This is a genomic window from Geothrix limicola (genome assembly GCF_030268085.1).
GTDB classification, from domain to species: Bacteria; Acidobacteriota; Holophagae; order Holophagales; family Holophagaceae; genus Geothrix; species Geothrix limicola.
Map to the genome: position 1 here is coordinate 183776 of NZ_BSDE01000003.1, position 23667 is coordinate 207442.

At 69.0% G+C, this 23667-nt stretch carries 24 protein-coding genes and 1 riboswitch; of the genes, 8 read left to right on the plus strand and 16 right to left on the minus strand.

Annotated features, from left to right (window positions below):
- Positions 1 to 21: 21 nt before the first annotated feature.
- The 8 genes from QSJ34_RS08750 to QSJ34_RS08785 form a co-directional block, all read right to left on the minus strand.
- On the minus strand, positions 22 to 1137 hold the full coding sequence (locus QSJ34_RS08750) for a pyridoxal phosphate-dependent aminotransferase (RefSeq protein WP_285573997.1): 1116 nt from the start codon (positions 1135 to 1137) through the stop codon (positions 22 to 24).
- Positions 1134 to 1955, minus strand: coding sequence for a 2,3,4,5-tetrahydropyridine-2,6-dicarboxylate N-succinyltransferase (locus QSJ34_RS08755; RefSeq protein WP_285574000.1), 822 nt, complete (start codon positions 1953 to 1955; stop codon positions 1134 to 1136). The genes QSJ34_RS08750 and QSJ34_RS08755 overlap by 4 nt, the downstream gene beginning before the upstream one ends.
- A complete protein-coding gene (gene dapA, locus QSJ34_RS08760) occupies positions 1955 to 2857 on the minus strand; it encodes a 4-hydroxy-tetrahydrodipicolinate synthase (protein ID WP_285574003.1) in 903 nt (300 codons plus the stop codon). The genes QSJ34_RS08755 and dapA overlap by 1 nt, the downstream gene beginning before the upstream one ends.
- Positions 2854 to 3672 carry a 4-hydroxy-tetrahydrodipicolinate reductase gene (locus QSJ34_RS08765; RefSeq protein ID WP_285574006.1) on the minus strand — a complete coding sequence of 273 codons (819 nt, stop codon included), beginning with the start codon at positions 3670 to 3672 and terminating at the stop codon, positions 2854 to 2856. The genes dapA and QSJ34_RS08765 overlap by 4 nt, the downstream gene beginning before the upstream one ends.
- A complete protein-coding gene (gene lysC, locus QSJ34_RS08770) occupies positions 3669 to 5009 on the minus strand; it encodes a lysine-sensitive aspartokinase 3 (protein WP_285574009.1) in 1341 nt (446 codons plus the stop codon). The genes QSJ34_RS08765 and lysC overlap by 4 nt, the downstream gene beginning before the upstream one ends.
- Complete coding sequence (asd, locus tag QSJ34_RS08775) at positions 5006 to 6061, minus strand: aspartate-semialdehyde dehydrogenase (RefSeq protein WP_285574012.1); 1056 nt, start codon at positions 6059 to 6061, stop codon at positions 5006 to 5008. The genes lysC and asd overlap by 4 nt, the downstream gene beginning before the upstream one ends.
- A gap of 3 nt (positions 6062 to 6064) precedes the next feature.
- A complete protein-coding gene (locus QSJ34_RS08780; protein ID WP_285574015.1) occupies positions 6065 to 7099 on the minus strand; it encodes a M20/M25/M40 family metallo-hydrolase in 1035 nt (344 codons plus the stop codon).
- 57 nt (positions 7100 to 7156) lie between these two features.
- A riboswitch (Lysine riboswitch) is annotated at positions 7157 to 7336 on the minus strand.
- 32 nt (positions 7337 to 7368) lie between these two features.
- Positions 7369 to 7953, minus strand: coding sequence for a TetR/AcrR family transcriptional regulator (locus QSJ34_RS08785; protein WP_285574017.1), 585 nt, complete (start codon positions 7951 to 7953; stop codon positions 7369 to 7371).
- An 85-nt stretch (positions 7954 to 8038) separates the two neighbouring features.
- Here QSJ34_RS08785 and rhlP point away from each other — a divergent pair, with 85 nt between their 5' ends.
- Genes rhlP through QSJ34_RS08805 form a run of 4 tightly spaced genes read left to right on the plus strand, consistent with a single transcriptional unit; the run spans position 8039 to position 10912 of the window.
- A complete protein-coding gene (gene rhlP, locus QSJ34_RS08790) occupies positions 8039 to 8905 on the plus strand; it encodes a rhombotarget lipoprotein (RefSeq protein WP_285574020.1) in 867 nt (288 codons plus the stop codon).
- The gene (locus QSJ34_RS08795) at positions 8905 to 9402 is read left to right on the plus strand and encodes a rhomboid family intramembrane serine protease (RefSeq protein ID WP_285574022.1); all 498 of its coding nucleotides are present in this window, start codon (positions 8905 to 8907) and stop codon (positions 9400 to 9402) included. Before rhlP ends, QSJ34_RS08795 begins: the two co-directional genes overlap by 1 nt.
- A gap of 17 nt (positions 9403 to 9419) precedes the next feature.
- The gene (locus tag QSJ34_RS08800; protein WP_285574024.1) at positions 9420 to 10085 is read left to right on the plus strand and encodes a hypothetical protein; all 666 of its coding nucleotides are present in this window, start codon (positions 9420 to 9422) and stop codon (positions 10083 to 10085) included.
- A 50-nt stretch (positions 10086 to 10135) separates the two neighbouring features.
- Positions 10136 to 10912 (plus strand): thiazole synthase, encoded by a 777-nt coding sequence (locus QSJ34_RS08805; RefSeq protein WP_285574027.1) that lies wholly within the window; start codon positions 10136 to 10138, stop codon positions 10910 to 10912.
- A 7-nt stretch (positions 10913 to 10919) separates the two neighbouring features.
- Here QSJ34_RS08805 and QSJ34_RS08810 read toward each other — a convergent pair whose 3' ends face one another.
- Positions 10920 to 12251, minus strand: a complete 1332-nt coding sequence (locus tag QSJ34_RS08810; RefSeq protein ID WP_285574031.1) for an aminotransferase class V-fold PLP-dependent enzyme — start codon at positions 12249 to 12251, stop codon at positions 10920 to 10922.
- 118 nt (positions 12252 to 12369) lie between these two features.
- Here QSJ34_RS08810 and QSJ34_RS08815 point away from each other — a divergent pair, with 118 nt between their 5' ends.
- Both QSJ34_RS08815 and QSJ34_RS08820 read left to right on the plus strand, forming a co-directional pair.
- On the plus strand, positions 12370 to 12993 hold the full coding sequence (locus tag QSJ34_RS08815) for a YceH family protein (RefSeq protein WP_285574033.1): 624 nt from the start codon (positions 12370 to 12372) through the stop codon (positions 12991 to 12993).
- A complete protein-coding gene (locus QSJ34_RS08820; protein WP_285574035.1) occupies positions 12993 to 13466 on the plus strand; it encodes a nuclear transport factor 2 family protein in 474 nt (157 codons plus the stop codon). Before QSJ34_RS08815 ends, QSJ34_RS08820 begins: the two co-directional genes overlap by 1 nt.
- Here QSJ34_RS08820 and QSJ34_RS08825 read toward each other — a convergent pair.
- Genes QSJ34_RS08825 through QSJ34_RS08835 form a run of 3 tightly spaced genes read right to left on the minus strand, consistent with a single transcriptional unit; the run spans position 13463 to position 15673 of the window.
- Positions 13463 to 13894 carry a barstar family protein gene (locus QSJ34_RS08825; RefSeq protein ID WP_309568726.1) on the minus strand — a complete coding sequence of 144 codons (432 nt, stop codon included), beginning with the start codon at positions 13892 to 13894 and terminating at the stop codon, positions 13463 to 13465. The genes QSJ34_RS08820 and QSJ34_RS08825 overlap by 4 nt on opposite strands.
- Entirely contained in the window at positions 13891 to 14301 is a 411-nt protein-coding gene (locus QSJ34_RS08830) for a guanyl-specific ribonuclease (protein ID WP_285574038.1), read from the minus strand. Before QSJ34_RS08830 ends, QSJ34_RS08825 begins: the two co-directional genes overlap by 4 nt.
- A 25-nt stretch (positions 14302 to 14326) precedes the next feature.
- Positions 14327 to 15673: an MFS transporter gene (locus QSJ34_RS08835; RefSeq protein WP_285574041.1), complete on the minus strand. Its 1347-nt coding sequence runs from the start codon at positions 15671 to 15673 to the stop codon at positions 14327 to 14329.
- A gap of 235 nt (positions 15674 to 15908) precedes the next feature.
- Here QSJ34_RS08835 and QSJ34_RS08840 point away from each other — a divergent pair, with 235 nt between their 5' ends.
- Positions 15909 to 17585: a M4 family metallopeptidase gene (locus tag QSJ34_RS08840; RefSeq protein ID WP_285574044.1), complete on the plus strand. Its 1677-nt coding sequence runs from the start codon at positions 15909 to 15911 to the stop codon at positions 17583 to 17585.
- Positions 17586 to 17666: 81 nt separating this feature from the next.
- Positions 17667 to 18386, plus strand: a complete 720-nt coding sequence (locus QSJ34_RS08845; RefSeq protein WP_285574047.1) for a ribosomal eL19 family protein — start codon at positions 17667 to 17669, stop codon at positions 18384 to 18386.
- A gap of 12 nt (positions 18387 to 18398) precedes the next feature.
- Here QSJ34_RS08845 and QSJ34_RS08850 read toward each other — a convergent pair whose 3' ends face one another.
- From QSJ34_RS08850 to QSJ34_RS08865, 4 genes are read right to left on the minus strand one after another with little or no spacing between them, the layout of a single operon-like run.
- Positions 18399 to 20330 (minus strand): APC family permease, encoded by a 1932-nt coding sequence (locus tag QSJ34_RS08850; RefSeq protein WP_285574050.1) that lies wholly within the window; start codon positions 20328 to 20330, stop codon positions 18399 to 18401.
- A 21-nt stretch (positions 20331 to 20351) separates the two neighbouring features.
- The gene (locus QSJ34_RS08855; protein WP_285574055.1) at positions 20352 to 22241 is read right to left on the minus strand and encodes an APC family permease; all 1890 of its coding nucleotides are present in this window, start codon (positions 22239 to 22241) and stop codon (positions 20352 to 20354) included.
- A gap of 17 nt (positions 22242 to 22258) precedes the next feature.
- Positions 22259 to 22858 carry an EamA family transporter gene (locus QSJ34_RS18690; RefSeq protein ID WP_476620523.1) on the minus strand — a complete coding sequence of 200 codons (600 nt, stop codon included), beginning with the start codon at positions 22856 to 22858 and terminating at the stop codon, positions 22259 to 22261.
- Entirely contained in the window at positions 22749 to 23654 is a 906-nt protein-coding gene (locus tag QSJ34_RS08865) for a hypothetical protein (protein ID WP_285574061.1), read from the minus strand. The genes QSJ34_RS18690 and QSJ34_RS08865 overlap by 110 nt, the downstream gene beginning before the upstream one ends.
- Positions 23655 to 23667 lie beyond the last annotated feature (13 nt).

Sequence of the window (23667 nt, forward strand, 5' to 3'; positions counted from 1 at the left end):
TAACTGCAGTGAATATCTTTTTCAGTTCTTCCAGTACGGCGCCAGGCGCCGCACGCCTTCGCGCAGCTGCTCGGGCGTCGCGGCGAAGCTGAGACGGGCGTGGCCGCGGCCGCCTTCGCCGAAGGCGAGGCCGGGGATGAGCACGACCTTGGCCTCGTCACGCAGCTTCAGACAGAAGGCGAGGGGATCGGCGTGGGCCGAAGGCGGCAGGGGCATGAAGTGGTAGAAGGTGCCGTCGGGCGGAGCCACGACCTGTCCCAGCTCTTCGCGCAGGGCGGCCGCCAGGGCCTCCCAGCGCAGCTGCACGGCGGCGCGGGCCTCGGCCAGCACCGTATCGGAATGCTCGATGAGGGCCAGGGCCGCCCACTGGGCGGGCGTGGCCGTGCCGGTGACGGCATAGCCGTGCACCACGCGGGCGGGGGCCAGCCAGGCGGGATCGCCCACGGCCCAACCCACACGCAGGCCCGGCGCGCCCCAGCCCTTGCTCACGGAGCTCGTCACCACGCCGCGGTCCGTGACGTCGCGCAGGCTGGGGGCCCGCACGCCGAAGTGCAGGTCGCGGTAGACCTCGTCGGAGATGAGCAGCACGCCGCGGGCCGTGCAGGCGTCCGCCACGCGCTTGAGCGCCGTGAGGTCGCCGCCGCCGCCCGTGGGGTTGGAGGGCAGGTTGAGGATCACGGCCGAGGCGTCCGGCGTCGCCTCCAGCACGCGGATCAGTTCGTCCGCATCCAGGCGGAAGCGGTCCGGTGAAAGCCGGTAGGTGACGGGTTCGGCGCCCGCCATGCGGGCCAGGGCCGGGTAGGCCACGAAGCCCGGATCGGGCATGAGCACCTGGGTGCCGGGGTTCACCCAGGCCTGGAACAGCGAGAACAGCGCGCCCTGCGATCCCGTGGTGATGAGCACCTCGTCGAGGTGGGCGTTGTGGAAGGCGGCGACGGCCTTGCGCAGCTCCGTGAGTCCCACGTGGGGCACGTAGGCGCAGGGACCTGGATCGCGCAGCAGGGCTTTGCGCCCCACCTCGGGCAGGTCCCAGGTGGGCTCGCCCAATCCAAGAGGAATGGCGCCCGGCGGTGTGCCGTCCGTGATGGCGCGGATGGGCGAGGGTTTGAGCTGGGAAAGACGTTCTGCAGGCTTCATCGCAGGGCTTGCTCCAGGGCGGTGGCCGCATCGGTCCTGTCGTCGCGGTACTTCACGATACAGGGGGCCGACACCTGGAGTCCGTGGGCCTTGGCAAAGTCCCCCGAGGCCGGGCGGGAACCGGGCACGACGACAGCTCCTTCGGGTACCTCCTGGCGCAGCTCGCGGCCGTTCACCAGGTCGTAGATCACCGTGCTGCCCGTGATGACGACGCCGGAAGCCAGCACGGCGCGCTTGCGCACGACGATGCCTTCGAAGAGGCCCACGAGGCCGCCCACGAAGGCTTCATCTTCCACGATGACGGGACGTGCTCCGGCGGGTTCGAGCACGCCGCCGATCTGGGCCGCGGCCGAAAGGTGCACCCGCTTGCCGATCTGCGCGCAGCTGCCCACCAGGGCGTGGCTGTCCACCATGGTCCCCTCGTCCACGAAGGCACCCACGTTCACGTAAGCCGGGGGCATCACGACGACGCCCTTGGCCACGTGCGCCCCGCGGCGCACGGAGGAACCACCGGGCACGAGGCGCACGGCATCCTCCGGCCCGAAGTGGCGCGGCGGGTAGGCGGTCTTGTCGAACATGGGGAAGCCCGGGCCCTCCATGGCCACGATGGCCGTGCGGCGGAAGCCGCAGAGGATGGCCTGCTTCACCCAGGCGTTGGCCTGCCAGCTGCCGTCCTCCTGGCGTTCCGCGGCCCGGATGGCGCCGGTTTCCAGGCCCACGAGCAGCAGCTGGTGCATGGCCGGAGCCTGGGGATCGACGAGCAGGGCCTCGGGCGCCTGGCTGAAGAAACCACGAATGAGATCCACATCCACGACCATCACATCACTCCGGGAAGGGTGCCGTCCGAGGCCAGGCAGAGGGCCTCACTCAAAAGGGTGCGCGTGGCCGCCGAGGCCTGCGCGAGGGGAAGGCGCACGACGTCCGTGCCGAGGCCCAGCAGTTTCAGCGCCGCCTTCAGGGGCACGGGATTGCTCTCCACGAACAGCGCGTCCATGAGGGGCAGCAGCTGCTGGTGCAGGCGCAGGGCCTCGGCCCCATTCCCGCCGCGAGCCGCGGCCACCAGGGCCGAGGTCTCCCGGGGCAGCACGTTACCCAGCACGGATACGAGGCCCGAGGCACCCACGGCCATGGAGGCCAAGGCCAGGTTGTCGTCACCCGACAGCAGGGTCTTGCCCTTGGGCAGGGTCCGGGCCACCTCGGCGATCTGGGACAAACTGCCGCTGCTTTCCTTCACGGCCACCACCTGGGGGTTCTCCCAGAGCCGCATGAGCAGGGCGGGCACCACGTTCTGGCCCGTCCGGCCCGGCACATTGTAGGCCACAAGGGGGAAGCCCGGCGCGGCCTCGGCGATGGCGGCGTAGTGGGCCACCAGGCCATCGGGGTTGGGCTTGTTGTAGTAGGGCGTCACCACCAGGGCGCCGGCGGCGCCCAGTTCCTGCGCGCGCCGCGTCAGGGCCGCGGCCTGGCGCGTGGCGTTCGAGCCCGTGCCGACGATCACCGTGCGGCCCTGGCTTTCTTCGAGGCAGGCCGTGATGATCGCGTCGCGCTCCGCATCCAGCAGGGTGGACGCCTCGCCCGTCGTGCCCAGGGGCACCAGGGTGTCCACCCCGCCCCCCACCACGTGGCGCACCAGCTTGCGGAAGGCGGGAAGGTCCAGGTCGCCCGCAGACGTGAAGGGCGTGGCCAGCGCGACGGCGAGGCCGGACAGATCCAGGGTCATGGCTTGCCTCCGAAGGACGGGGTATCGGGGCTTTGCCCGGATACCCCGTGGGGGAGTTCGAGGGGGGACGAAGAGCGAGCACCGCGAGCGGACGATCCCCCCTCGTTCAAGTTGGTGAACAAGGGGTCGAGCAGGTCCGCGCCCAAGTCGTCCATGGTGAAGAGGCCCTTGCGTCCGTGCAGCCAGCGGGCGGCGGCGAGGGCGCCCTGGGCGAAGGGCGCCCTGGAGCGCGCCCTGTGCGTGAGTTCCAGCACCTCGGCGGGGGCGTCGAGGCCCACCGTGTGGGTGCCGAATTCGGCGCCGGCGCGCAGCACGCCCAGGCTGAGCTGGTGCGGCGCGGGGGTACCGAGGGTCCATTCGGTCTTGCGCGGGCAGCCCGCCATCAGGGCCGCCGCCAGAGTCCTGGCGGTGCCCGAGGGCGCATCGGCCTTGAGGCGGTGGTGGTGCTCGAAGAGGTAGGGATCGCGAGTCGGGTCCAGGGCCGCGAAGCGTCCCATCACTGTCGCCAGGCGCGCCATGAGGGCCACGGTGAGCGAGAAGTTGGTGGCCGTCAGCACGCCGATGCGACCTCCGATCCGCGTTTCCAGATCCGGGATGGACCAGCCCGTGGCGCCGATCACCAGATCGGTACCCGTTTCCAAGGCCCAGTCCAGGTGGGCTTCCACGCCTTCCGCCAGGCTGGCGTCGATGGCCACGTCCACGGCGCCGCCGGGCGCCTCGCCCCTATCCACGGTCCAGGCCAGGCCTTCGCCGGCCTCCGCGAGGATGGCCGAGCCCAGACGGCCTCGGCCGAAAAGTCCGATGCGCAAGGTCACGCGGCGCCTCCCACCAGCACGCGGTGCAGGCGGCGCAGCGCCTCGGCGGTGCTTTCCCCCTTCACGACGAGGCTCAGGTTGATCTCGTTGGCGCCCATGCTGATCATCTCCACGTTGATGTCGCCCAAGGCCGTGAGTAGCTGGGCGCCGAGGCCCGGCGTGGATTTCAGGCGCTCGCCCACGGCGGCGATGATGGCGCGGTCCTCGTGCACCTCCACCGTCGCGAAGACCGCCAGATCCTGCAGCAGGGGCTTCAGGGGCACGTCGGCTTCCACGGTCAGCGACACGCTGACTTCAGCCGTGGCAACGAGGTCGACGCTCACGCCCCGGCGACCGAAGACTTCAAAGAGCCGCGCGAGAAACCCGCTCTGCGCGAGCATCCGCGTGCTGCTCACCGTCAGCACCGTTACCGGCCCGCGGTTGGCCAGCGCCGTGATGGGACGACCCGTGCGCACCTCGGCCGAGATGGTCGTGAAGCGGCCCTCGGGCTTCTGCGTGTGGCGCACGGTGACGGGGATGCGCGCTTCGACGGCGGGCTGGATGGTGGCGGGGTGCAGCACCTTGGCGCCGAAGGCCGCGAGTTCGGCGGCCTCCGCGAAACTCAGATCGGGAATGGGCAGGGCCTCGGGCACGATGCGCGGATCGCAGGTGAGCACGCCTTCCACGTCGGTCCAGATCTGCACTTCTTCCGCGCCGAGCGCCGCGCCGAAGAGGGCCGCCGAGTAGTCGCTGCCCCCCCGACCCAGCGTGGTGGTGAGGCCGTCCTCCGTGGCGCCGATGTAGCCCTGGGTGACGACGGATCGGCCTGCGCCAAGGCGGGGTGCCAAGTGCTCCGCCGCCAGGGTGCGGATCGCGTCCTGCTGGGGCACCGCCTCACCGAAGACGTCATCCGTGCGCAACACCGTGCGTGCGTCCACCCAAGTGCCACCCACGAAGGCCGCGAAGATGCGCGTGGACAGCCGCTCGCCGAGGGAGGCGATGGCGTCCATGCTGCGGGGGCTCAGTTCGCGCAGCAGGGCCACGCCGCGCAGCAGCAGCTCCAGTTCGCCGAAGAGGTCCGTCAGGGCCACGTCCAGGCTTTCGGGCACGGCGCCGTCGAAGAGTTCCTCCGCCGCCTTGCGGTGGGCGGCCATGAGGGCGCGCTGGCACTCCATGGCCGCGGCCAGGTCGCCCGCCTCGGCGGCCTTGGCGGCGTCGAAGAGGCCGTTGGTGGTCTTGCCCATGGCCGAGAGCACGACGAGAGGCGCTTTGGACAGAGCCGCCTGCACGAGGCCCGCCACCTGCCGCATGCAGGCCGCATCCGCGACGCTGCTGCCGCCGAACTTGAGGACGATCATCGGAGGTACCCCTTCGCGTGGGCGAGTTCGGCGTTGAGGATGCTGCCGCCCGCCGCTCCGCGTTCCGTGTTGTGGCCCAGCAGCGCGAACTTGAGGCCGAGGATGGGGCACACGCGGATGCGGCCCACGTGGATGCTCATGCCCTCGTCCTGCTCCACGTCGCGGCGCACCTGGGGACGATCCTCCAGGGTGTGCACGTGGATGGGCACGGCGGGCGCCGAAAAGAGGCCCAGGCGCTGGGGCTCGGGTTTCCAATTCAGGAACGCTTCGCGCACGGCGTCGAGGGAGGGGTTGCCCTTCAGCTTCACGCTGACGGCCTCCGTGTGGCCCTCGAGCACGGGCACGCGGTGGCAGAGGGCGCTGACGGCCATGGGCGCCAGCTCCACGCCGCTGCCCGTGAAGCAGCCCAGCATCTTGGGCGTCTCCTCTTCGACCTTCGGCTCCTCATTACGGATGAAGGGGATGACGTTGCCCAGGATGTCGAGGCTGGGCACGCCGGGATAACCCGCGCCGCTGATGGCCTGCATGGACGTCATCATCACCGCCTCGACACCAAAGGCTTCGTGCAGCGGCGCCAGCGCCATCACGAGCACGGTGGCCGTGCAGTTGGCGTTGGTGACGATGCCGCCCTTCCATCCGTGGTGGTGGCGCTGGAGATCCAGCAGACCCAGGTGGGCGGCGTTCACCTCAGGCACCAGGAGGGGCACTTCCGGTGACATGCGGAAAGCCGCGGCATTGGAGAAGACCATGGCCCCGGCCCGCGCGAAGGCCGGCTCCAGCTCGCTGGCGGGGGCCGTGTCGAGGGCGCTGAAGACCACGGGCGAGAGCGCGAATTCCGGCGTGCCCTCGGCCATCACCTGATCGCCCAGGCCGCCGTAGGGCTCGCCGTCCAGACGCCAGGCGCAGGCGTCGCGGTAGCGCTTGCCGGCGCTGCGCTCGCTGGCCGCGAGGTGCTCCACGCGGAAGAGGGGGTGGTTTGCCAGGCGGCGGACGAAGCGCTGGCCGACGACGCCGGTGGCGCCCAGGACGGTGACGGGGATCTTGGTGGTCATGGTTCAGTCTCCCAGGAAATGCAGGGCCAGGCGGCGGTTGAGGTCCACGCCGGCTTCAAGGTCGGAAAGGGTGAGGTGTTCATCCAGCGTGTGGGCCACGGTGATGCTGCCCGGTCCCGCCAGCACTACGGTGCGATCCGGCACCAGCGCGCGCAGGGCCGGCGCATCGGAGCCGAAGGGCATGGGCGCACGGTCGAAGCCGGGCACCGCCGGGTAGAGGTCCGCGGGTTCGTCGAGGCGCAGGTCCACCGAGCCTTCGGGCGGCGCCAGGCGGCGGATCTCGTCGAGGAGGGTGCTGCCCGGCACCACGCGGGCCATGAGGTGGGCCTCGGCCTTCGCGGGCACGGAGTTGAGGGCCTCGCCCGCCTGCAGCAGGCCGAGATTCCAGAGTTCTGGGCCCAGCTGCGGGTCCACGGGTCGCGCCTGCTCACGCAGCCGCTGCAGCCAATCCAGCAGGGGCCAGGTGGCGTTGCGGCCCAGCTCGGGGCTGCCGCTGTGGGCCGCCCGGCCCTGGCAGTGGAGGCAGACGTGCTGCACGCCTCGCTGGCCCGTGGCCAGCTTCAGCTCCGTGGGTTCGCCATTGATGAGCGCCTTCAGATCCTGCAGGCGGTCCGCCAGGCCCAGGGCCGCCGCGGCGCCGGCGCTGTCGGTCTCCTCGCCCACGACGCCCAGCCAGGCGAAGCCGTCGCGGCCCTCGGCCAGCAGCGTCTTCAGGGCCCCTAGCTGGGCCACGATCTGACCCTTAGCGTCGCAGGTGCCGCGGCCCCAGAGCGTCTCGCCCTCCAGGCGCGGCGACAGGTAGGGCGGCACCGTGTCGAGGTGCGTGGAAAACAGCACCTGGGGCCGGCCCCAGATGGCCAGTACGTTGGTGCGGCCCGGCGCCACCGGCTGTTCCACGAGGGTCGCGCCCAATTCCGCCAGCAGCGCGCGGAGGTCCGGCAGGCCGGCATCCTCGGCGCCCGAGGTGGTTTCCGACGCGCAGAGCGTCAGCAGCCGGCTGCTGAGCCAGCTTCGGAGTTCTGCGGGGGATGCGTTCATGGAAACCTCGGCGTGCCGACGGTGCCCTCAGGAACGCGGTGGGAGCGATCCCGCCGCTGCGCCTCAGGCCCTCCGTACCGGGTGACCGGCACGACAGCCGCCGGGCTTTCGCCTCGACGTCCAGGGGGCGCGTTGATGATCCGCGTTCCCTTCGGCGATTCTCCCCTTTCCCAACGGGTCATCGGGTTCATCGCCCTCGCCGCCGGTAATGATGGGAATCGCTCCTCCATCGGAAGCTCCACCTTCCCATGGCGGCGCCTCAAACGCAACTAGGCCGGTACCAAGGCATCCGCCAGGCGCCGGACATAGCCGCTCAGATCGGTCACGGCCTGCACCGCCTCGGGCGTGCTTCGCAGCAGCTGGAAGTAGCCCGCGTAGGCCGCGTAGGCGAGCAGGGCCTTCTCTCGGGCCTCCCCTTCGGCGAGGCCGAGGGCCTGGAAGGCCTGCACGCCGAAGGCCAGCCGCTGCTCCGTCGCCCGGCGCAGGTAGGGCTGCACGCGGGGATCCTCGCTCGATACCGCCAGGGCTGCGAAGAAGCGCCCGTTCTCCACGTCCTCGAAGGCCGCGAAGAGCAGCACCCGCAGGCGGCGCCGCGGATCGCTGATGCCGCCGTAGCGGCTCACCACGTCCCGGCTCTGATCCTGTTCCCAGGCCTCCAGGGCCGCGTGGATGAGCTCGTCGCGGTTCTGAAAGTGCCAATAGAAGCTGCCCTTCGTCACGCCCAGGGCCTGGGCCAGCGGTTCCACCGCCACGGCCTGCACCCCCTCCTGGGCGATGAGGTTCGTGGCGGCCTTCACCCAGGCCTCCCGCGAGAGCGGGACGGCGGTACGGGGTTTCTTCTTCGGTGTGGGCATGGCGGCCTTGACAGAGAACCCGACCAGCCTACCATACCATACCGTATGGCATCCATACGCAAGCGTATTGAGACTGGAGATCCCCATGAATCCTCGTCTGATCCTCAACGCGGCCCTGCTGGGCGCCCTCCTCGCCACGGTTGCCTGCAACACGCCCCAGACCCACGCCCGGCGCAGCAGCCTGATGGACTACCTCTACCCCAAGCAGCAGAGTGCCCCCTTGCCCAACCCCGCCGGGGCGCGGCTGAAGCTGCCCCTGAAGCTCGGCATCGCCTTCGTGCCCGCCACCTCCGCCTCCTGGCGGGTGCAGGGCCTCATGGCCCCGGGCCAGGAGAAGCCGCTGCTCGACGTCGTCAAGCAGAGCTTCAGGGACAAGCCCTGGGTGGCAGACATCAAGCTGGTGCCCAGCACCTACCTCCGTCCCAATGGAGGCTTCGACAACCTGGACCAGGTGGCCCGGATGTACGGGGTGGACGTGATGGCCCTCGTCAGCGTCGACCAGATCCAGTACACCGATCCCAAGTGGTACAGCTTCACCTACCTGTCCATCGTCGGTGCCTACGTGCTGCCCGGCGACGCCAACGACACGCGCACCCTCATCGATGCCGCCGTCTACGACGTGCCCAGCCACACCTTCCTGCTCCGAGCCCCGGGCCAAAGTCAGATCAAGGGCAGCTCCACCTGGGCCCATCGCGAGGTGCAGCTGCGCGCGCACTCCCAGGAGGGCCTCCAGAGCGCGATGACGGATCTGGCGAAAAACCTCGATGTCGAAGTCGCCAACTTCAAGGCCGAGATCGCCCGCGGCGAACGCAAGGACGTGGAGGTGGTGGACCGCCAGGGCGTGTCGCTGCGCCAGAGCGGGGGCCGGAACTTCGGCGGCAGCTTCGGCTGGGTCGAGGCCCTCGGTGCCCTCTCGATCCTCGGCTTCGCCCTTCGTTCGCGGAGGTCCTGATGGATCCTCTCGCCCTGACCTCGGAGGCCCTGCAGGAGCCCTGGCGCCTCTGGACCGCGCACCTCGTCCACTTCGGATGGGACCACGCCCTCGCCAACCTGATGGCCCTGGCCGTGCCCGCGCTTCTGGTGCGCCGCCAGGAGCGCCTCCGCCTGCTGGCCGCTGCCCTCCTCATCGCGCCCCTGCTGAGCCTGGCGCTCCTGCCCGGGCTCGGCGGCGGCCAATACCGCGGAGCCTCCGGCCTGGCCTGCGCGCTGTGGGCCTGGACGGGCCAGCGCCTCCTACAGCGTGAGGAATCCCTCAGCGTCGGACTGCTTCTGCTCGGTGGCCTGGGCCTGAAGCTCGGCCTCGAAGGGTGCCTGGGGCTCTACGTCCTGCCCTCCCAGGCGGCCTGGCGCCCCCTGCCTGAGGCTCATGTATGGGGCGCCCTGCTGGGCCTCCTCGCGGCGGCGCCTTCCCTGCTCCCCATGCGCCGCTGGCACCCGCGCCGAATCTGAGCCCCTGGAGGGCCGCCATGAAAACCATCCTCTGCACGCTCCTGCTCCTCCTGGAAAACCTCGCCTGCGCGCGGATCTACCGTCCCATCGAGGTGCTCGCCGCGCCCATCCCGGGCCGGGCCGAAGATCTGAGCGGACACCTGGCGCCCCAACCCTGGGGGGACAACTCCCGCTACGAGGACCGGGCCCGCGAGGCGGGGCTTCAGCTTCTGGTCCTCGGTCTGGAGAACCACGCGCCGGAGGCCCTCGACATCCTGGGGCTGGAGGGCCCTACAGGCGCCGCCCTCCTCTCGCCCGAAGCCGCCCTCGACCTCGTGCGCCAGAGGCCCATCCGCTACCTGATCTATCCCCTGATTCCCGCGGGCCTCATGGGCCTGGCCTTCAGCAACACCGCGAGCAGCCTGGCCGACCCCGCCTTCTGGCTCTTCATGGCGACCACCGACCTGGTCTTCGGCCTCCCCAACGCCTGGGTCGCCGCCCGCAGCAATGCGCGGCTCGGCGCCTGCTTCCGGGAGCGGGCCTTCCGTCCGGGTAGCCTGCCCGCGGGCGGGATTCAGCGGGGGCTCGTCTTCCTGCGAAGCCCGGTAACCCAGCCGCCCCCCTGGCTGCGGATTCGCTTCCGGTCGACAGCAGGCGAGCAGCGGCTGGACGTGCTCTGTTCCGGCACCTCCCACGAGCCCTGAGACCGGGTCGAGCCTCGGCAGCGGCGCTAGACTGGAGGTTCGGAGCGCCCATGTCCCTCGTCATCGCCGGCAAGACCTTCAACAACCGCCTCGTGCTCGGCACGGGCAAGTACAAGGACTTCGCCACCATGCAGGCCTGCTACCGGGCCGCGCGGGTGGAGATGGTCACCCTGGCCGTGCGCCGCTTCGACCTCGCCGCCAAGGGCGAGGACAACATCCTCAACTGGATCCCCAAGGATATCGCCCTCCTGCCCAACACGGCGGGCTGCTTCACCCGCGAGGACGCCCTGCGCGTCTCCCGCCTGGCCCGCGAAGCCCTGCAGACGGACTGGGTGAAGCTTGAGGTCATCGGCGATCCCAAGAGCCTCTACCCCGACAACGAGGAGACGCTGGAAGCCGCGAAGATCCTCGTGAAGGAGGGCTTCATCGTGCTGCCCTACGTGAACGCCGATCCCATCCTCGCCAAGAAGCTCTGCGACGTGGGCTGCGCCGCCGTCATGCCCCTGGGCAGCGCCATCGGCTCGGGCCTGGGCGTGCAGAACCCCATGACCCTGCTGCTCATCAAGGAAGTCGTCGACTCGTTCAAGCTGCCCATGATCGTGGACGCGGGCGTGGGCACGGCTTCGGACGCGGCCCTGGCCATGGAGCTGGGCGCGGACGGCGTGCTGCTGAACACGGCCGTGGCCGAGGCGGGCGAGCCCACCAAGATGGCCCAGGCCATGGATCACGCCGTCCTCGCCGGCCGCCTCGCTTTTGAAAGCGGACGCATGCCCAAGCGCCTCTACGCCAGCGCCAGCAGCCCCATGGCGGGCCTCGTCGGCCGGTAGGCTCGGTTCAGGACGCCAGCGCCCGCACCGCGACCAGGGCCTGGTCCACCTCCTCGGGCGTGTTCATCAGGCCCGCGGAAAGCCGCGCGTACGTGATGGCGTAGGGGCTCGTGCTGGCGACGATGCGCTTGTCCAGCAGCGCCTTCACGACGGCGGCCGGGCTGTGGCCCGCCACTTCGAAACAATTGATGCCCGCCGAAAGCTCCCGGGCCAGCGGGGTGTGCAGCTTCACGCCCGGGATGGCCGCGAGGCCGCGCCGGCAGCGATCATTCAGTTCGAAGACGCGATCGGCGATGCGCGCCGGGCCGATCTTCATGTGCATGCGGAAGGCCGCGCCCGCGGCCCACTGATGCTCGAAGGCGTGGAATCCCCCGGGGCAGACGCGGGCCGCGATGGTCGGCCCCTTCACGGGGCGGCCCTCGGCCCAGGCGTTGAAGCACTCCATGTCCGAGAAGGTCGGGATGAGGGGCGTGAGCCGCGCCCAGCTCTTCGCCGGGGCCCACAGGATGCCCGTGCCCCTCGGAGCGAAGATCCACTTATGAGTGCCGGCGCTGAAGAAATCGCAGCCCATCCGGGGGATCGAATCTTCCACGGCGCCCAGGCCGTGCACGCCATCGACGACGAGGAGCACGCGCTCGGCCTCGCTGCGGCTGCGGTTAATCTCGTCGAGCGCATCGGCGATGCGGCGGATGGGCAGGCGGATGCCCGTGGCCGAATGAACCCAGGTCAGGCCCAGCACCCGCGTCGCCGGCCGGATGGCGGCGCGGATCCGCCCGACGATGTCTTCCGTCGTGGCCGCGGCCGCCTCCTCGAAGAGCGCGATCTTGCGCACGGAGGCGCCGTTCCGCTGGGTCGACAGCCGGATGCTCTCGTGGTGCACGACGTGATCGTGCGTGGTGGTCAGGATCTCGTCCCCCGGCTTCAGGGGCAGCCCGTGGTAGATGAGCGCCAGCCCCATGGTCGTGTTGCCCGTGAGGGCGATCTCCTCCGGCCGCGCTCCCAGGTAGGCCGCGATGTCTTCACAGACGCGATGTTCGAGATTGGTCGCCTCGGATTCGAAGAGGCCCTGCTCCACCGCCAGGAAGGGATTCTCGTCGATGGCCCGCCGATAGCCCTCGATGGCCGCCCGCACGGGCTCGGGATGCGAGGCGATGAAGAAGCCCGCCAGGTGGATGAAATCCCGGGACAGCCGGAACTGGGCCCGGACCTGGGCCCAGTCCTCCAGGGCCGGCGCCGCGGGCGTGGCGGCCTCCACCGCCGAAAGCAGACCTCCCGGCAGGAGCAGGGCCCCCAGCGCGGCCCCCTGGGTGGCTAGAAAGCTGCGGCGTGATAGGTCCATACTGTCCCTCGCTTTCGCGAAACGCCTGATTGGGTTTGCAAACTATAGACACTTTTCAAGCGCGTTTAGCCGTTTTATTCATGTTCCACACCCTTTCCAACCGGAGCTTCGTCCTCTCTTGAACCTGAGCCTGCTCGAATGTCGCATCCTGGGCTGCCTGCTGGAAAAACAGCTGAGCACGCCCGACGTCTACCCCCTCTCCCTGAACGCGCTGCTCAACGCCTGCAACCAGTCCAGCAACCGAGATCCCGTGCTGTCGCTGACGGAAGCCGAGGTGCAGGAGGGCGTGGCCGCGCTCATCGAGAAAAACCTCGCGGAGCACTGGCCGGGACGCGTGCTGAAGGTGGCCCACACGGCCAAGCCCACCTGGAACCTCTCGGTGCAGGAAGGCGCGCTGCTGGCCGAGCTCCTGCTGCGCGGCCCCCAGACGCCCGGCGAGCTGCGCACCAACAGCAAGCGGATGTATGCCTTCCCCGATCTCGCCGAAGTAGAGGGCTGCCTGGCGGTGCTGATGGAGGCCGAACCGCCCCTCGTGGTGCGCCTGGCCCGGGCCCCCGGCGCCCGCGAAGCACGCGTCGCCCACCTGCTCTCCGGCCCCGTGGACACCGCTTCTACCGCCCTTCCGGAGCCCTCGCCCGCCCGCTCAGGCCGCATCGATCAGCTGGAGGCGGAGGTGGCCTCCCTGCGTGAAGAACTCGCGGAGCTGCGCCAGGCCTTCGAAGCCTTCAAGGCCCAGTTCTGATGTCCCCCGCCGAGGTGGCGAACCGCTTCTACGAGGCCTTCGCCCGGCATGATGCTGAGGCCATGGCCGCCTGCTACCACCCGCAGGCCACCTTCGAGGATCCGGCCTTCGGCCCCCTGCCCCGCGCCCAAGCCTGCGCCATGTGGGCGATGCTGCTGAGCCGCTCCGCCGACCTCCGCATCACCCACCAGGTGTCCAGCGAGATGGGCGCCACGGTGATCGTCCGCTGGGAGGCCCGCTACACCTTCAGCCGCACGGGCCGTGCCGTCCTCAACCGCATCGAGGCCACCCTGGGCTTCGAAGACGGGCTCATCCGCACCCATCAGGACCGGTTCGATTTCTGGGCCTGGGCCCGCCAGGCCTTCGGCCTCCCGGGAGTCCTGCTGGGTTGGACGCCCTGGTTCCAGGCCAAGGTCCGCGCCCAGGCCCTTCACGCGCTGGAGGCCTACCTGGCCAAAACGGCGCGGCCCTAGGCCAGTCCCATGGCCCTCAGGCCTTCCACCAGGGTTTCGTATCGCCCGGGCTCCGCCTGAAGCACCACCCAAAAGGGCCTGGGCGCCAGGTCTTCACGCACATCCTCCAGCACCCGCCAGAGGGTGGCCACCTCTTCGGGCGGCGCGTCCTGGAGCAGCTGATCCGCCTCCAGCACGAGGAACACGCCGCCTTCCGGAAGATCGGAAAGACAGTCCCGCAGTCCATCCCAGGTGCCTCCGAAATAGGACGGGAACCCGGCCGCGACGGCCCATTCGTCCATCAGCCCCTGGCGGGTGCGCATGCGGGATCCATGAAGCCACCCCTGGCCCGTGCGATTCCCGAGGGCAGCCCTGAGGGCCCCCGTGGACCCGCACCAGGGGCGGATCAGGGGGCCTCCGGGATCCATCGGAAGCGTCGGCTGGGTCATTTCACTTCGGTGAAGCTGCGGTAGTGATCCGCGGTGTACCAGGCCCGGCCGTCACTTCCCGTGATCAGGCGCTCGGCGCCCCGGTTGTGGCCTTCGGCCTTCGGCATCACGTCCCACTCCCGGTACTCGATGCGCTTGCGGCGCACGTTGTAGCGCGGCAGCTGGCCTTCGTAGTTCCCGAAGACCCGCCCGCCCACAAAGCCCGGCGGGGCGTAGCCGTGCTGCCGGACATAGGCCAGGGTCTCGCGCACGTACGGCGGAATCGAATCCCGTGGCGCGGCCTGCGCCTGGACCGGAGGCGGCGCGGGCGCAGGCGCGCCCGAACCGCAGGCCAGCGCCGACAGAAGCACCACGGCGCCAACCAGGCCAGAGGCCAGGTGAGCCAGGATCCTCCGCCAGCGGGTCATGTGTCCTCCGGAAGCCGCTCCCAGTCTACTCGGGCTGAAGCTCCGTACCCCGGCTTCCCGCGCCCGATCCCGCCTCCAGCACACCCCCGTGGCGCTTGTCCGCGCGGAGGAGCAGGAAGGCGAAGAGGAGGCCTGCCGCGCCCAGTCCCGAGAACATGATCTGGGTGGACGTGTAGGTGCCGGTCTTGTCCCGCAGCCAGCCGTTGAGCAGCGGGAACAGGGCCAGGCCGCCGTTCTGGATGGCCGTCATGAGACCGAAGGCCGTGCCGACCCGCTTCTCCTCCACCACCAGGGGCACCGAAGGCCACATGGCCGCGGGCACCAGCACGAAGGCGACGCCCAGCAGGGCCATCATCGGAATGGGGTTCCAGTGGGTGACCCCCAGCAGCAGGTGGGCGGGGATCATGATCAGCGCGCCCACCACCATCAGGGAGGCGCGGCGTCCGATGCGGTCCACCAGACCGCCCGCGAAGGGCGCGAAGATCATCGAAGCGGCGATGGTGATGCTGGTGATGCCCGGCGCCGTGTTGAACATGTGGGTGAAGTTGTAGAACACCTTGGTCAGGAAGCCGCCGCTCATGGCCGTCACGTTGGGAATGCCCCACTTGTCGTGGAACATGTCCGAGGACAGGGCCGTGAAGGGGAAGATGGCGCTGTAGAAGGTCACGCAGAGCAGCACCACGAACCAGTAGGACGAGGTGAACTTCTTGAGGTCGGAAAACACGATCTTGTCGCCGGCTTCGGCCTTCTGCAAGGAGAGCACCTTCTCGCCGTGGCGGTCCATGGCGATGAAGACCAGGTTGCAGAGCACCGAGAAGAGGCAGAGCAGGGCCGCGGCCCAGAGCGCCACACGGAAGCTGTGGAAATGGTCGGCGATGAGTTCTTCCGTGTTGAAGGAGAACACCGTGCCCACGCGGCTGAGGGTGAGGGCGATGCCGAAAGCCATGGCCATTTCCTTGCCCTTGAACCAGCGGCTGATGATGGCGCTCTGCACCACGATCAGGGATTCGGATCCGGCGCCGAAGATCAGGCGGCCGAAGATGAGCATCCACTTGCCCTTGGCCACGGCGACGATGACCGCGCCCAGGAAGACCAGCACGCTGAAGAGTAGGCTCGCCTTGCGAGGCCCCAGCTTGTCGTAGAGCATGCCGCCGAAGAACACGATGGCGATGGCGGCCACGGAGTAGGCGGTGTAGAGCGATCCGATGGTGCTGCGGTCCAGGTGCAGTTCCGCCATCAGCGTGTTCTCGAGGGCGCCGATGCTGTCGTAGGCAAAGTAGCTCCCGAGCACCAGCAGGCTGATGAAGATCAGGATGGTGAACCGGTAGAACCGGCCACTCGGGTGGAAGACGCCCAGGGGTTCGCTCGTCATCGTCGGGTCCTTATCGGCCGGGGGATCGCGGAGGGGAATCGGACCTGCAGGCCCAAACCACCGATGGTGACATGGCCCCGCCCCCTTTCCATCAAACGGAACCCATTTTCAACAAACTTAACAACTCTTAACCATCCAAAGCCGGCCGCCCCCTCCAGGCTTAAATTCGTCTCCCCCATTCCTTCTCACCTTTTCCACGCCTCGCGGAGCCTCTCGGCTCCCATAGGAGATTTCTATGCCTTCACGCCTCGCCCTCCGCCTCGCCGTCGCCGCGGTCCTGCTGGCTCCGGCCCTCACCGCCCACCCCGCCGGCCAGCCCCTGGCCGACGCGGCCCAGCGACACCTGGACACCCGGGTCTACCAGCTGGGACTCAGCCGCGACCACAGCTTCGCGACGAAGAACGTCTTCGAGGAAGCCACGGGCGAAGCCCACGTGCGCATGCACCAGCTCTACAAGGGCGTGCGCGTCTTCGAAGGGGAATCCATCGTCCACATGCGGGGCGGCCTGGTGACCGAGCACACGGATGCCCTCGTGCGCGGCCTCAATCTCAGTGTCTCCCCCACCCTCGGCGCCTCCGAGGCCCTGGCCTCCGCCCACGCCTTCCTGGCCCCCAATGGCGATTACGCCTACGCGCCCAGCGCCGAGCTGGTGATCGCCACGCCGGATCGCGCTTCGGCGCGTCCCACCCTCGTCTACCACGTGCACACCGAGCTCGAGAACGCCCAGGACGGCATCCGCCACACGGATTTCTTCATCGACGCCCACAGCGGCGCGGTGCTCGAATCCTGGAACAGCCTGCACACGGCGGGCGCCACGGGCACGGGCAACTCCCAGTACTCGGGCGTCGTCTCCATCCCCACCAACAGCACGGGCACGGGCTACGAACTGCGCGACACCACCCGCGGCACCGGCGGCACCTTCGGCGCCAACGTGGTGACCAACGCCAACCACGCCTCCACCTCCTCCACGGCAGCGGGCAGCATCTACACCAACACCACGAACACCTGGGGCGACGGCGCCAACTACGTTGAAGGCACCTCCACCACGGCGGCCAACGGCCAGACCGCGGCCGTGGACGCCATGTACGGCATGTTGAACACCTGGGACTTCTACAAGAACGTGTTCGGCCGCAACGGCATCGACAACGCGGGCACCGCCACCTACAGCCGTGTCCACATCGGCAACGGCTACGACAACGCCTTCTGGTCCGACAGCTGCTTCTGCATGACCTACGGCGATGGCACCAGCTTCCAGACCCTCACTTCCATCGACGTGACGGGCCACGAAATGAGCCACGGCGTCTGCGCCCGCACCGCCAACCTCACCTACCGCGGCGAGTCCGGCGGCCTCAACGAAGCCAACTCCGACATCTTCGGCACCATGGTCGAGTTCATGGGCCACGGCGGCGGCACGACGACCATCCCCAACTACACCAGCATCGGCGGCACCATCTCGACGGTGGGTGGCGTCGTTCCGGCGGCCAACTACCTCATCGGCGAGCAGCTCGAAACCTCCTCCTTCGCCCACCCGCTGCGCTGGATGTACAAGCCCAGCCTCGATGGCAGCAGCGCGGACGCCTGGTCCAAGTCCGTGGGCCGCCTCGACGTGCACTACAGCTCCGGCGTCGCCAACCACTTCTTCTTCCTCCTGGCCCACGGCAGCCAGATCGACGCCTTCTCGGGCAACATCCAGTCCCCCATGGCCAACGGCGTCACCAGCATCACGGGCCTTGGCAACGACCTGGCCGCCCGCATCTGGTACAAGGCCCTCACGGCCTACATGACCAGCAGCACCACCTATGCCGGGGCCCGCACGGCCACCCTCAGCGCCTGCACGGCCCTGGGCTATCCCTCGGGCAGCTCGGTCTACAACACCGTCAACACGGCCTGGCTCGCCGTGAACGTGAAGTAGGCTGCACCGCCTTCCCCGCGCCCCGGCTTGCCGGGGCGCGGCTGTTTACAGGCCTCACCCCCCTGGCGGATAGTGGTTCCGATGGCCACGCCCACCCGCCGCACCTGCCCCAGCTGCCACACCCGCCTCTCACCCCTCGCGGCGGAGTGCCCGGAATGCGGCCTGGCCCTGGCCCCGCCCCGGCAGGGACGCCCCCTGCTCTTCCAGGCCTCGGCCCTGGCCCAGGCCTCGTTCCAGACACCCGCCCGGGCCCTCACGGCCCCGGCCCTCGGGCGGGTGGCCCCGGTCACGGTGGAGATCAGCCCCGAGGAACTGGAACGTCCAGGCGGGCCCGAGCCCACACCCTCGCCTGCGCCCGCCCAGCCGACCCTCGGTGCCCAGGAACCCGCCTCGAGCTTCTGGCCCCTCGTGAAGGTCGAGGCCAGCGAAGCCCTCCTCCTGGTGTTTGTCCAGGCCCTCGCGATGCTCCTTCCGGCCCTGGTGCTGGGCGTGTCACCGAACCGCCTCTTCACCGGCGCCTGGCCCCTGGTCCTGCCCTACCTGGTAGCGGTCTCGTGGATGCTCTTCATGGCCCCCCTCGTGCTCACGGGCCAGTCGCCGATGATGGGCACCTTCGGCGTCACCCTGCCCGAGAACAGCCCCGAACGGCGTATGGCCTTTTCCCTCGTCCACCTGCTTTCCGTCGTCTGCTTCCCGCTGAGCTTCCTGTGCATGGTGCTCAGCCCCCGGCACCAGACCCTCGCCGAGTGGCTCAGCGGCCAGGAACTGCTGTCGCGGCCCACCTCGCGGATGCGCGGATAGCCCAGGGGCCTCCTACTGCGGCAGGTGCATGGGCACCGAGGTCACGATCACGCCGGGCTTGAGCAGCAGCCTCGCCTTGATGCGGAAGGCGCTCTGGGTGTGGAGGATCTGCTGCCACCACTTGGGCGTGATGAATTCCGGCAGGATGATGGTGAGCGCGAGTTCGGGCTCCGCGTCCCGGATGCGGTCAACCTCCTCCAGGATCGGTTCCACCATCTTCCGATAGGGGCTCGGAATGCATCGCAGCGGGATGCCCAGCCCGTAGATGGACCAGTCCGCCCGCAGTTTCTCCATGGCCGGGCTCTCGTGGTAGCCGTCCGAACCCAGGTCCACCGTCAGGGCCTCCACACGGTCGCCCGCGATGAGGCGCGCGTACAGGAGCGACTGCACCACCCCGCGGTGGATGCCGTTCACGAGCACGATGGCGTGGTGCTTGTTGGGCAGGAAGGCGTCCGTGCGGCTGGCCGCCAGCTTGGACTTCACGCCGACGTAGTGGCGGCGGATGTTGAAGTGGACCACCACCAGCACGGGCACCAGCAGGATCACCACCCAGGCGCCGTGGATGAACTTGGTGATGGCGATGTCGAGCAGCACGATGGAGGCCGTGATGGCCCCCAGGCCGTTGACCACCGCCTTGGCGTGCCAGTGCCGGCCGCGCACCTTGCGCCAGTGGACGACCATGCCCGTCTGGCTGAGGGTGAACCCCATGAAGACGCCCGCCGCGTAGAGCGGAAGCAGGATGTCCGTGTTGGCGTGGAAGGCCCAGACGAGGGCTGCCGAAAAGAAGAAGAGGATCAGGATACCGTTGGAGAAGACGAGGCGATCCCCCTGGCTGGCGAACTGGCGCGGCAGGAAGCCGTCGCGGGCCTGCAGGGCCGCCAGCCGCGGGAAATCCGCGAAGGCCGTGTTCGCCGCCACCACAAGGATGGCGAAGGTGAATCCCTGGACCAGGTAGTAGATGATCTTGGGCAGGCCGTGGCTGACATCGCCGAGGATGGCCTTGTTCAGTTTCGACAGCAGGGTTTCGGCCACCACGGTGGGATCGGCGCTGTGCTGGTAGGTCACGCCGAAGCGGTGCGCCAGCAGCGTGATGCCGAGGAACATGGTCCCCAGCAGCAGCACCATCCAGATCATGGTCTTGGCTGCGTTGGGCCCGGCGGGATCGCGGAAGGCCGTCGTGCCGTTGCTGATGGCCTCCACGCCCGTGAGCGCGGTGCAGCCCGCGCTGTAGGCGCGCATGAAAATCCAGACCATCGACAGGCCCGCCAAATGGGCGCCCTGCTGGGCCGCATGCTGGACCTGGACCACGGTGGGGCCGCCGCCCAGCGCCAGCTTCAGTGTCCCGTAGCCCAGGATCAGGAAGATGCTGAGCACGAAGCCGTACGTGGGAATCGCGAAGAGGCCGCCGCTCTCCTTGATGCCGCGCAGATTCATGAGGGCGATGAAGCCGATGGAGAGGATCGTCAGCGCGACGTTGTGGCCTTCCAGTACGGGCAGGGCTGCGGTGATGGCCGCCACGCCTGAGGAAGCCGACACCGCCACCGTCAGGATGTAGTCGATGAGCAGGGAGGCGCCCGCCGTCAGCGCCGCGATGTCGCCCAGGTTCTCCATGGAGACGATGTAGGCGCCGCCGCCACCGGGATAGGCCAGGATGGTCTGCCGGTAGCTAATGGCGAGGATCATCAGCAGCGCGATGATGCCCAGGGCCACGGGAATCGACCAGCCGAAGATCGCGTGGCCCGCCACACCCGCCAGCGCGCCCGCGCCAAGCGCGTGCATGAGGGCCCCCGAGAGCGAGGCCATGATCTCCTGCGTCGCGTAGGCCACAGAGGAGAGCGCGTCCGAGCTGAAGACGGCCAGGGCGATGGGGTTGCTGATCTTGGTGTGTTGGGTTTCTTCGCTGGCCAGCCGCCGCCCCAGCAACATCCGTCTCAGGCTCTGCATGGAGGCTCTCCAGGATGGAGGCTACTCCACCAGGGGCTCCAGGTGGTAGGGGATCGAGATCACCACGGTCTTGGGCTTCATCAGCAGGGTGCCCTTGATGCGCCAGGCCGTCTGGTTGTGCAGCAGGTTCGCCCACCAGTGCCCCGTCACGAATTCGGGCAGAATGACGGTGATGGTGTATTCAGGCTCCGCGCGCCGCATGCGGTCCAGTTCATCCACGATGGGCTCGACGATCTTGCGGTAGGGGCTGCGCAGCGCCCGGAGGGGGATGCCCTCGCAGTAGCGCGGCCAGTCGGAGCGAAGCTTCTCCAGGGCGGCGCTGTCGCGGCCGTTCTCATCGGGGAAATCGACGGTGAGGGCCTCCACCTCGCCGTGGTCGGCGATGACCTTGGCGTAGTTGAGGGCCTGAACCACACCGGAATGGATGCCCGAAACCAGCACCACCACGCGGTTCTTGCGGGGGCTGTGAAATTCCGCCCGGCTGCCCGCCAGGATCGACTTCACGCGGATGTAGTGGCGGTGGATGTTGAAGAAGGTCATCACCATCGCGGGCACGAGCACCAGCACGATCCAAGCGCCGTGGGTGAAGCGCGTCACGGCGATGACCAGCATGACGATGAGGGTCGTCACCGCACCCATGCCGTTGATGAGCGCCTTCAGCTGCCAGGCCTTGCCCTTGAGGCGGAACCAGCGCAGCACCATGCCCGACTGGCTGAGGGTGAAGCCCAGGAACACGCCCACGGCGTAGAGGGGCAGCAGGTGGTCCTCCTTCGCACCGAAAACCAGCACAAGGAAACCCGCGGCCATGGAGAGGATGAGGATGCCGTTGGAGAAGACGAGGCGGTCGCCCTGGCTCGTGAACTGGCGGGGCAGGAACCCGTCCTTGGCCTGGAGCGCGGCCAGGCGCGGGAAATCCGCATAGGCCGTGTTGGCCGCCAGGGCCAGGATGGCCATGGTGAAGCCCGTGGTGATGAGGTAGACCGCCTTGGAGAAGCCGTGGTCCACCCCGCCGAGGATGGCCCGCGTCAGCTGGGAGAGCAGGGTCTCCGGCGCATCCGGGTGGTAGGTCAGGCCGTAGTGGTTCGACAGGAACGTGATGCCGAGGAACATCGTTCCGAGGATCGCCACCATCCACGTCATGGTCTTCGCGGCGTTGTGGGCCGAGGGGACCTTGAAGACGGTCACGCCGTTGCTGATGGCCTCCACGCCCGTGAGCGCCGTGCAGCCCGCGCTGTAGGCCCGGGCGAAGAGCCACATGGCCGCCAGCTTGGAGGTGCCTTCCAGGTGGACCACCGCGTGCTGGGTGACGACCGCCTGACCCGTGGCCACGTTCCAGAAGCCCTTGATCAGCAGGCCCAGGATGCAGAGCACGAAGCCGTAGGTCGGCACCGAGAACACGAGCCCGCTTTCCTTCACGCCCCGCAGGTTCATCAAGCCAATGAAGGCGATGATGCCTTCGGCGAGGAAGATCCGGTGGGCTTCCAACCCGGGAAAGGCCGATACGATCGCGGAGACGCCCGCGGACACGGACACCGCCACCGTCAGGATGTAGTCGATGAGCAGCGAGGCGCCGGCCGTCTGCGCCGCCACCTCACCCAGGTTGTCCTTGGCCACCAGGTAGGCGCCGCCGCCGCTGGGGTAGGCGTGGATGGTCTGGCGGTAGCTGACGTTCAGCACCAGCAGCAGGCCCACGATGCCGAGAGCCACCCACCAGGACCAGCCCAGCACGCCCGCGCCGAAGATGGCCACGGCCGCCGTGAGGGGCGCCATGATTTCCTGCGTGGCGTAGGCCACGGAGGAGAGCGCGTCCGAGCTGAACACCGCCAGCGCGATGGGATTGCTGATCTTGGTTTCGTGACTTTCTTCGCTGGCGAGGCGACGGCCCAGGAGGATTCTGCGGAAATTGGGCATCGTTCAGGAGTCCTGGATCAGCGGGCCATCAGCCAAAGGCCGGAGAGGGTGGCCGCGAGACCCAGCAGCTTGGAGGGCTGGAGGTGCTCGCGGAAAAGCAGGAAGGCCAGAAGCGCCACCAGGATGAAGTTGGCGTTCATGATGCCGACGGCGAGCGCGGCCTTCGCGCCGCGGGAAAAGCTTTCGTTCAGCAGGATGAGGGCCACGGCCGTGAAGACGCCCGCCCCCAGGGCCCATGCCGCGCCGACGGTGGGGCCCGTCTGACGCCCGCGCCAGGTCCAGTAGATCAACGCCAGCGGAAGTTCGCCGAGCACCACCCAGAACAGCACCGAGGCCGATCCGAGCCCGCGCATGCTTGCCGCCTTCATTCCCAGATTGGCCAGGCCCATGAAGCCCAACGCCGCCAATGCCCAGCCCAACCACGCCATATCCGACACACCCCAAGGAAAACCATTATGGCCTTTGCTGGAGCTTGTGGGGACAAGGGTTGATCGAGGCCACAGAGATTCACCGGCTGCGCCGGAAGGCCAGGGCCTCGACGAGGTGCCTTTGCCCTGGCGCCAGGGGCCAGATCCAGCGCTCCTGCCGCGCCAGCTCCAGGCCGCCGCCCCGAACATGGGCCGCCACATCCAATCCACCGAGGGGATCGCTCGCCTCGATGGGCACGCCATTCCCGCGCAGTTGGCGCGACCAGTCTTCATCCCAGGGCCCCAGCTCCAGGGCGCCGCCACTGAAGACCACGGCCCGATCATACAGGAGCCACAGGTCTGCGCCGCTGTCGCGCAGCGCGTCCAGGAAGGCCGCCAGGGCCCGCCCCGTCCAGCCTTCCAGGGCTTCGGCCAGGGGATCGGGCGTTTCTGGATCCAGTCTCCAGGGCGCGAACCCGAAGGCCGCCTCCACCACCCGCTCGGCCACGACACCGAACTGACCCATGACGTTCGCGCAAAGGATCGCCCCGGGGCGGTGCGCCGCAATCCAGGCGCGTAGCGGGGCCGGGTCGGGGTGCAGGAAGGGGATCAGGCCTGCCAGACGCCGGGCCGCCGTGTCCCGATCGCGACGGTGGCCCGACCAGGGCTCTGCCACGGCCCGCCGCGCCGTGGCTTCCAGATCCGCCAGGCCTCCGGTCATGTCGTCGAAGATCCAGGCGGGCCAGCGACGGTGGCGCAGGGCCGTCCAGACCCGGCTCCAGGGATCCGCGTCCCAGCCGATTGTGTGCTTGGGCGTCAGGGACCAGGGCAGCTCCAGGCCCGCACCCGCCCCGAGCACCAGCACGGGGTGCCCCGGATCCGCCGCCTGCAGGCCCTCACCGAGGAAGGCCCGCGCCCGCCCCAGATGCTCATCCCAGGCCGAGCGTTCCCGGCCCAGGAAGGCGAACTGCTCCCGGCGCAGGAGTCTGGAAAGCGACTTGGACATTCCATGAATCCTA

Excerpts from the sequence above, each read along its gene's own strand:
- QSJ34_RS08750 (WP_285573997.1), bottom strand. The coding sequence starts at position 1,137 with ATGAAGCCTGCAGAACGTCTTTCCCAGCTCAAACCCTCGCCCATCCGC.
- QSJ34_RS08755 (WP_285574000.1), bottom strand. The coding sequence starts at position 1,955 with ATGGTCGTGGATGTGGATCTCATTCGTGGTTTCTTCAGCCAGGCGCCC.
- dapA (WP_285574003.1), bottom strand. The coding sequence starts at position 2,857 with ATGACCCTGGATCTGTCCGGCCTCGCCGTCGCGCTGGCCACGCCCTTC.
- lysC (WP_285574009.1), bottom strand. The coding sequence starts at position 5,009 with ATGATCGTCCTCAAGTTCGGCGGCAGCAGCGTCGCGGATGCGGCCTGC.
- asd (WP_285574012.1), bottom strand. The coding sequence starts at position 6,061 with ATGACCACCAAGATCCCCGTCACCGTCCTGGGCGCCACCGGCGTCGTC.
- QSJ34_RS08780 (WP_285574015.1), bottom strand. The coding sequence starts at position 7,099 with ATGAACGCATCCCCCGCAGAACTCCGAAGCTGGCTCAGCAGCCGGCTG.
- QSJ34_RS08785 (WP_285574017.1), bottom strand. The coding sequence starts at position 7,953 with ATGCCCACACCGAAGAAGAAACCCCGTACCGCCGTCCCGCTCTCGCGG.
- rhlP (WP_285574020.1), top strand. The coding sequence starts at position 8,039 with ATGAATCCTCGTCTGATCCTCAACGCGGCCCTGCTGGGCGCCCTCCTC.
- QSJ34_RS08795 (WP_285574022.1), top strand. The coding sequence starts at position 8,905 with ATGGATCCTCTCGCCCTGACCTCGGAGGCCCTGCAGGAGCCCTGGCGC.
- QSJ34_RS08800 (WP_285574024.1), top strand. The coding sequence starts at position 9,420 with ATGAAAACCATCCTCTGCACGCTCCTGCTCCTCCTGGAAAACCTCGCC.
- QSJ34_RS08805 (WP_285574027.1), top strand. The coding sequence starts at position 10,136 with ATGTCCCTCGTCATCGCCGGCAAGACCTTCAACAACCGCCTCGTGCTC.
- QSJ34_RS08810 (WP_285574031.1), bottom strand. The coding sequence starts at position 12,251 with ATGGACCTATCACGCCGCAGCTTTCTAGCCACCCAGGGGGCCGCGCTG.
- QSJ34_RS08820 (WP_285574035.1), top strand. The coding sequence starts at position 12,993 with ATGTCCCCCGCCGAGGTGGCGAACCGCTTCTACGAGGCCTTCGCCCGG.
- QSJ34_RS08825 (WP_309568726.1), bottom strand. The coding sequence starts at position 13,894 with ATGACCCAGCCGACGCTTCCGATGGATCCCGGAGGCCCCCTGATCCGC.
- QSJ34_RS08830 (WP_285574038.1), bottom strand. The coding sequence starts at position 14,301 with ATGACCCGCTGGCGGAGGATCCTGGCTCACCTGGCCTCTGGCCTGGTT.
- QSJ34_RS08835 (WP_285574041.1), bottom strand. The coding sequence starts at position 15,673 with ATGACGAGCGAACCCCTGGGCGTCTTCCACCCGAGTGGCCGGTTCTAC.
- QSJ34_RS08840 (WP_285574044.1), top strand. The coding sequence starts at position 15,909 with ATGCCTTCACGCCTCGCCCTCCGCCTCGCCGTCGCCGCGGTCCTGCTG.
- QSJ34_RS08845 (WP_285574047.1), top strand. The coding sequence starts at position 17,667 with ATGGCCACGCCCACCCGCCGCACCTGCCCCAGCTGCCACACCCGCCTC.
- QSJ34_RS08850 (WP_285574050.1), bottom strand. The coding sequence starts at position 20,330 with ATGCAGAGCCTGAGACGGATGTTGCTGGGGCGGCGGCTGGCCAGCGAA.
- QSJ34_RS08855 (WP_285574055.1), bottom strand. The coding sequence starts at position 22,241 with ATGCCCAATTTCCGCAGAATCCTCCTGGGCCGTCGCCTCGCCAGCGAA.
- QSJ34_RS18690 (WP_476620523.1), bottom strand. The coding sequence starts at position 22,858 with ATGTTCGGGGCGGCGGCCTGGAGCTGGCGCGGCAGGAGCGCTGGATCT.
- QSJ34_RS08865 (WP_285574061.1), bottom strand. The coding sequence starts at position 23,654 with ATGTCCAAGTCGCTTTCCAGACTCCTGCGCCGGGAGCAGTTCGCCTTC.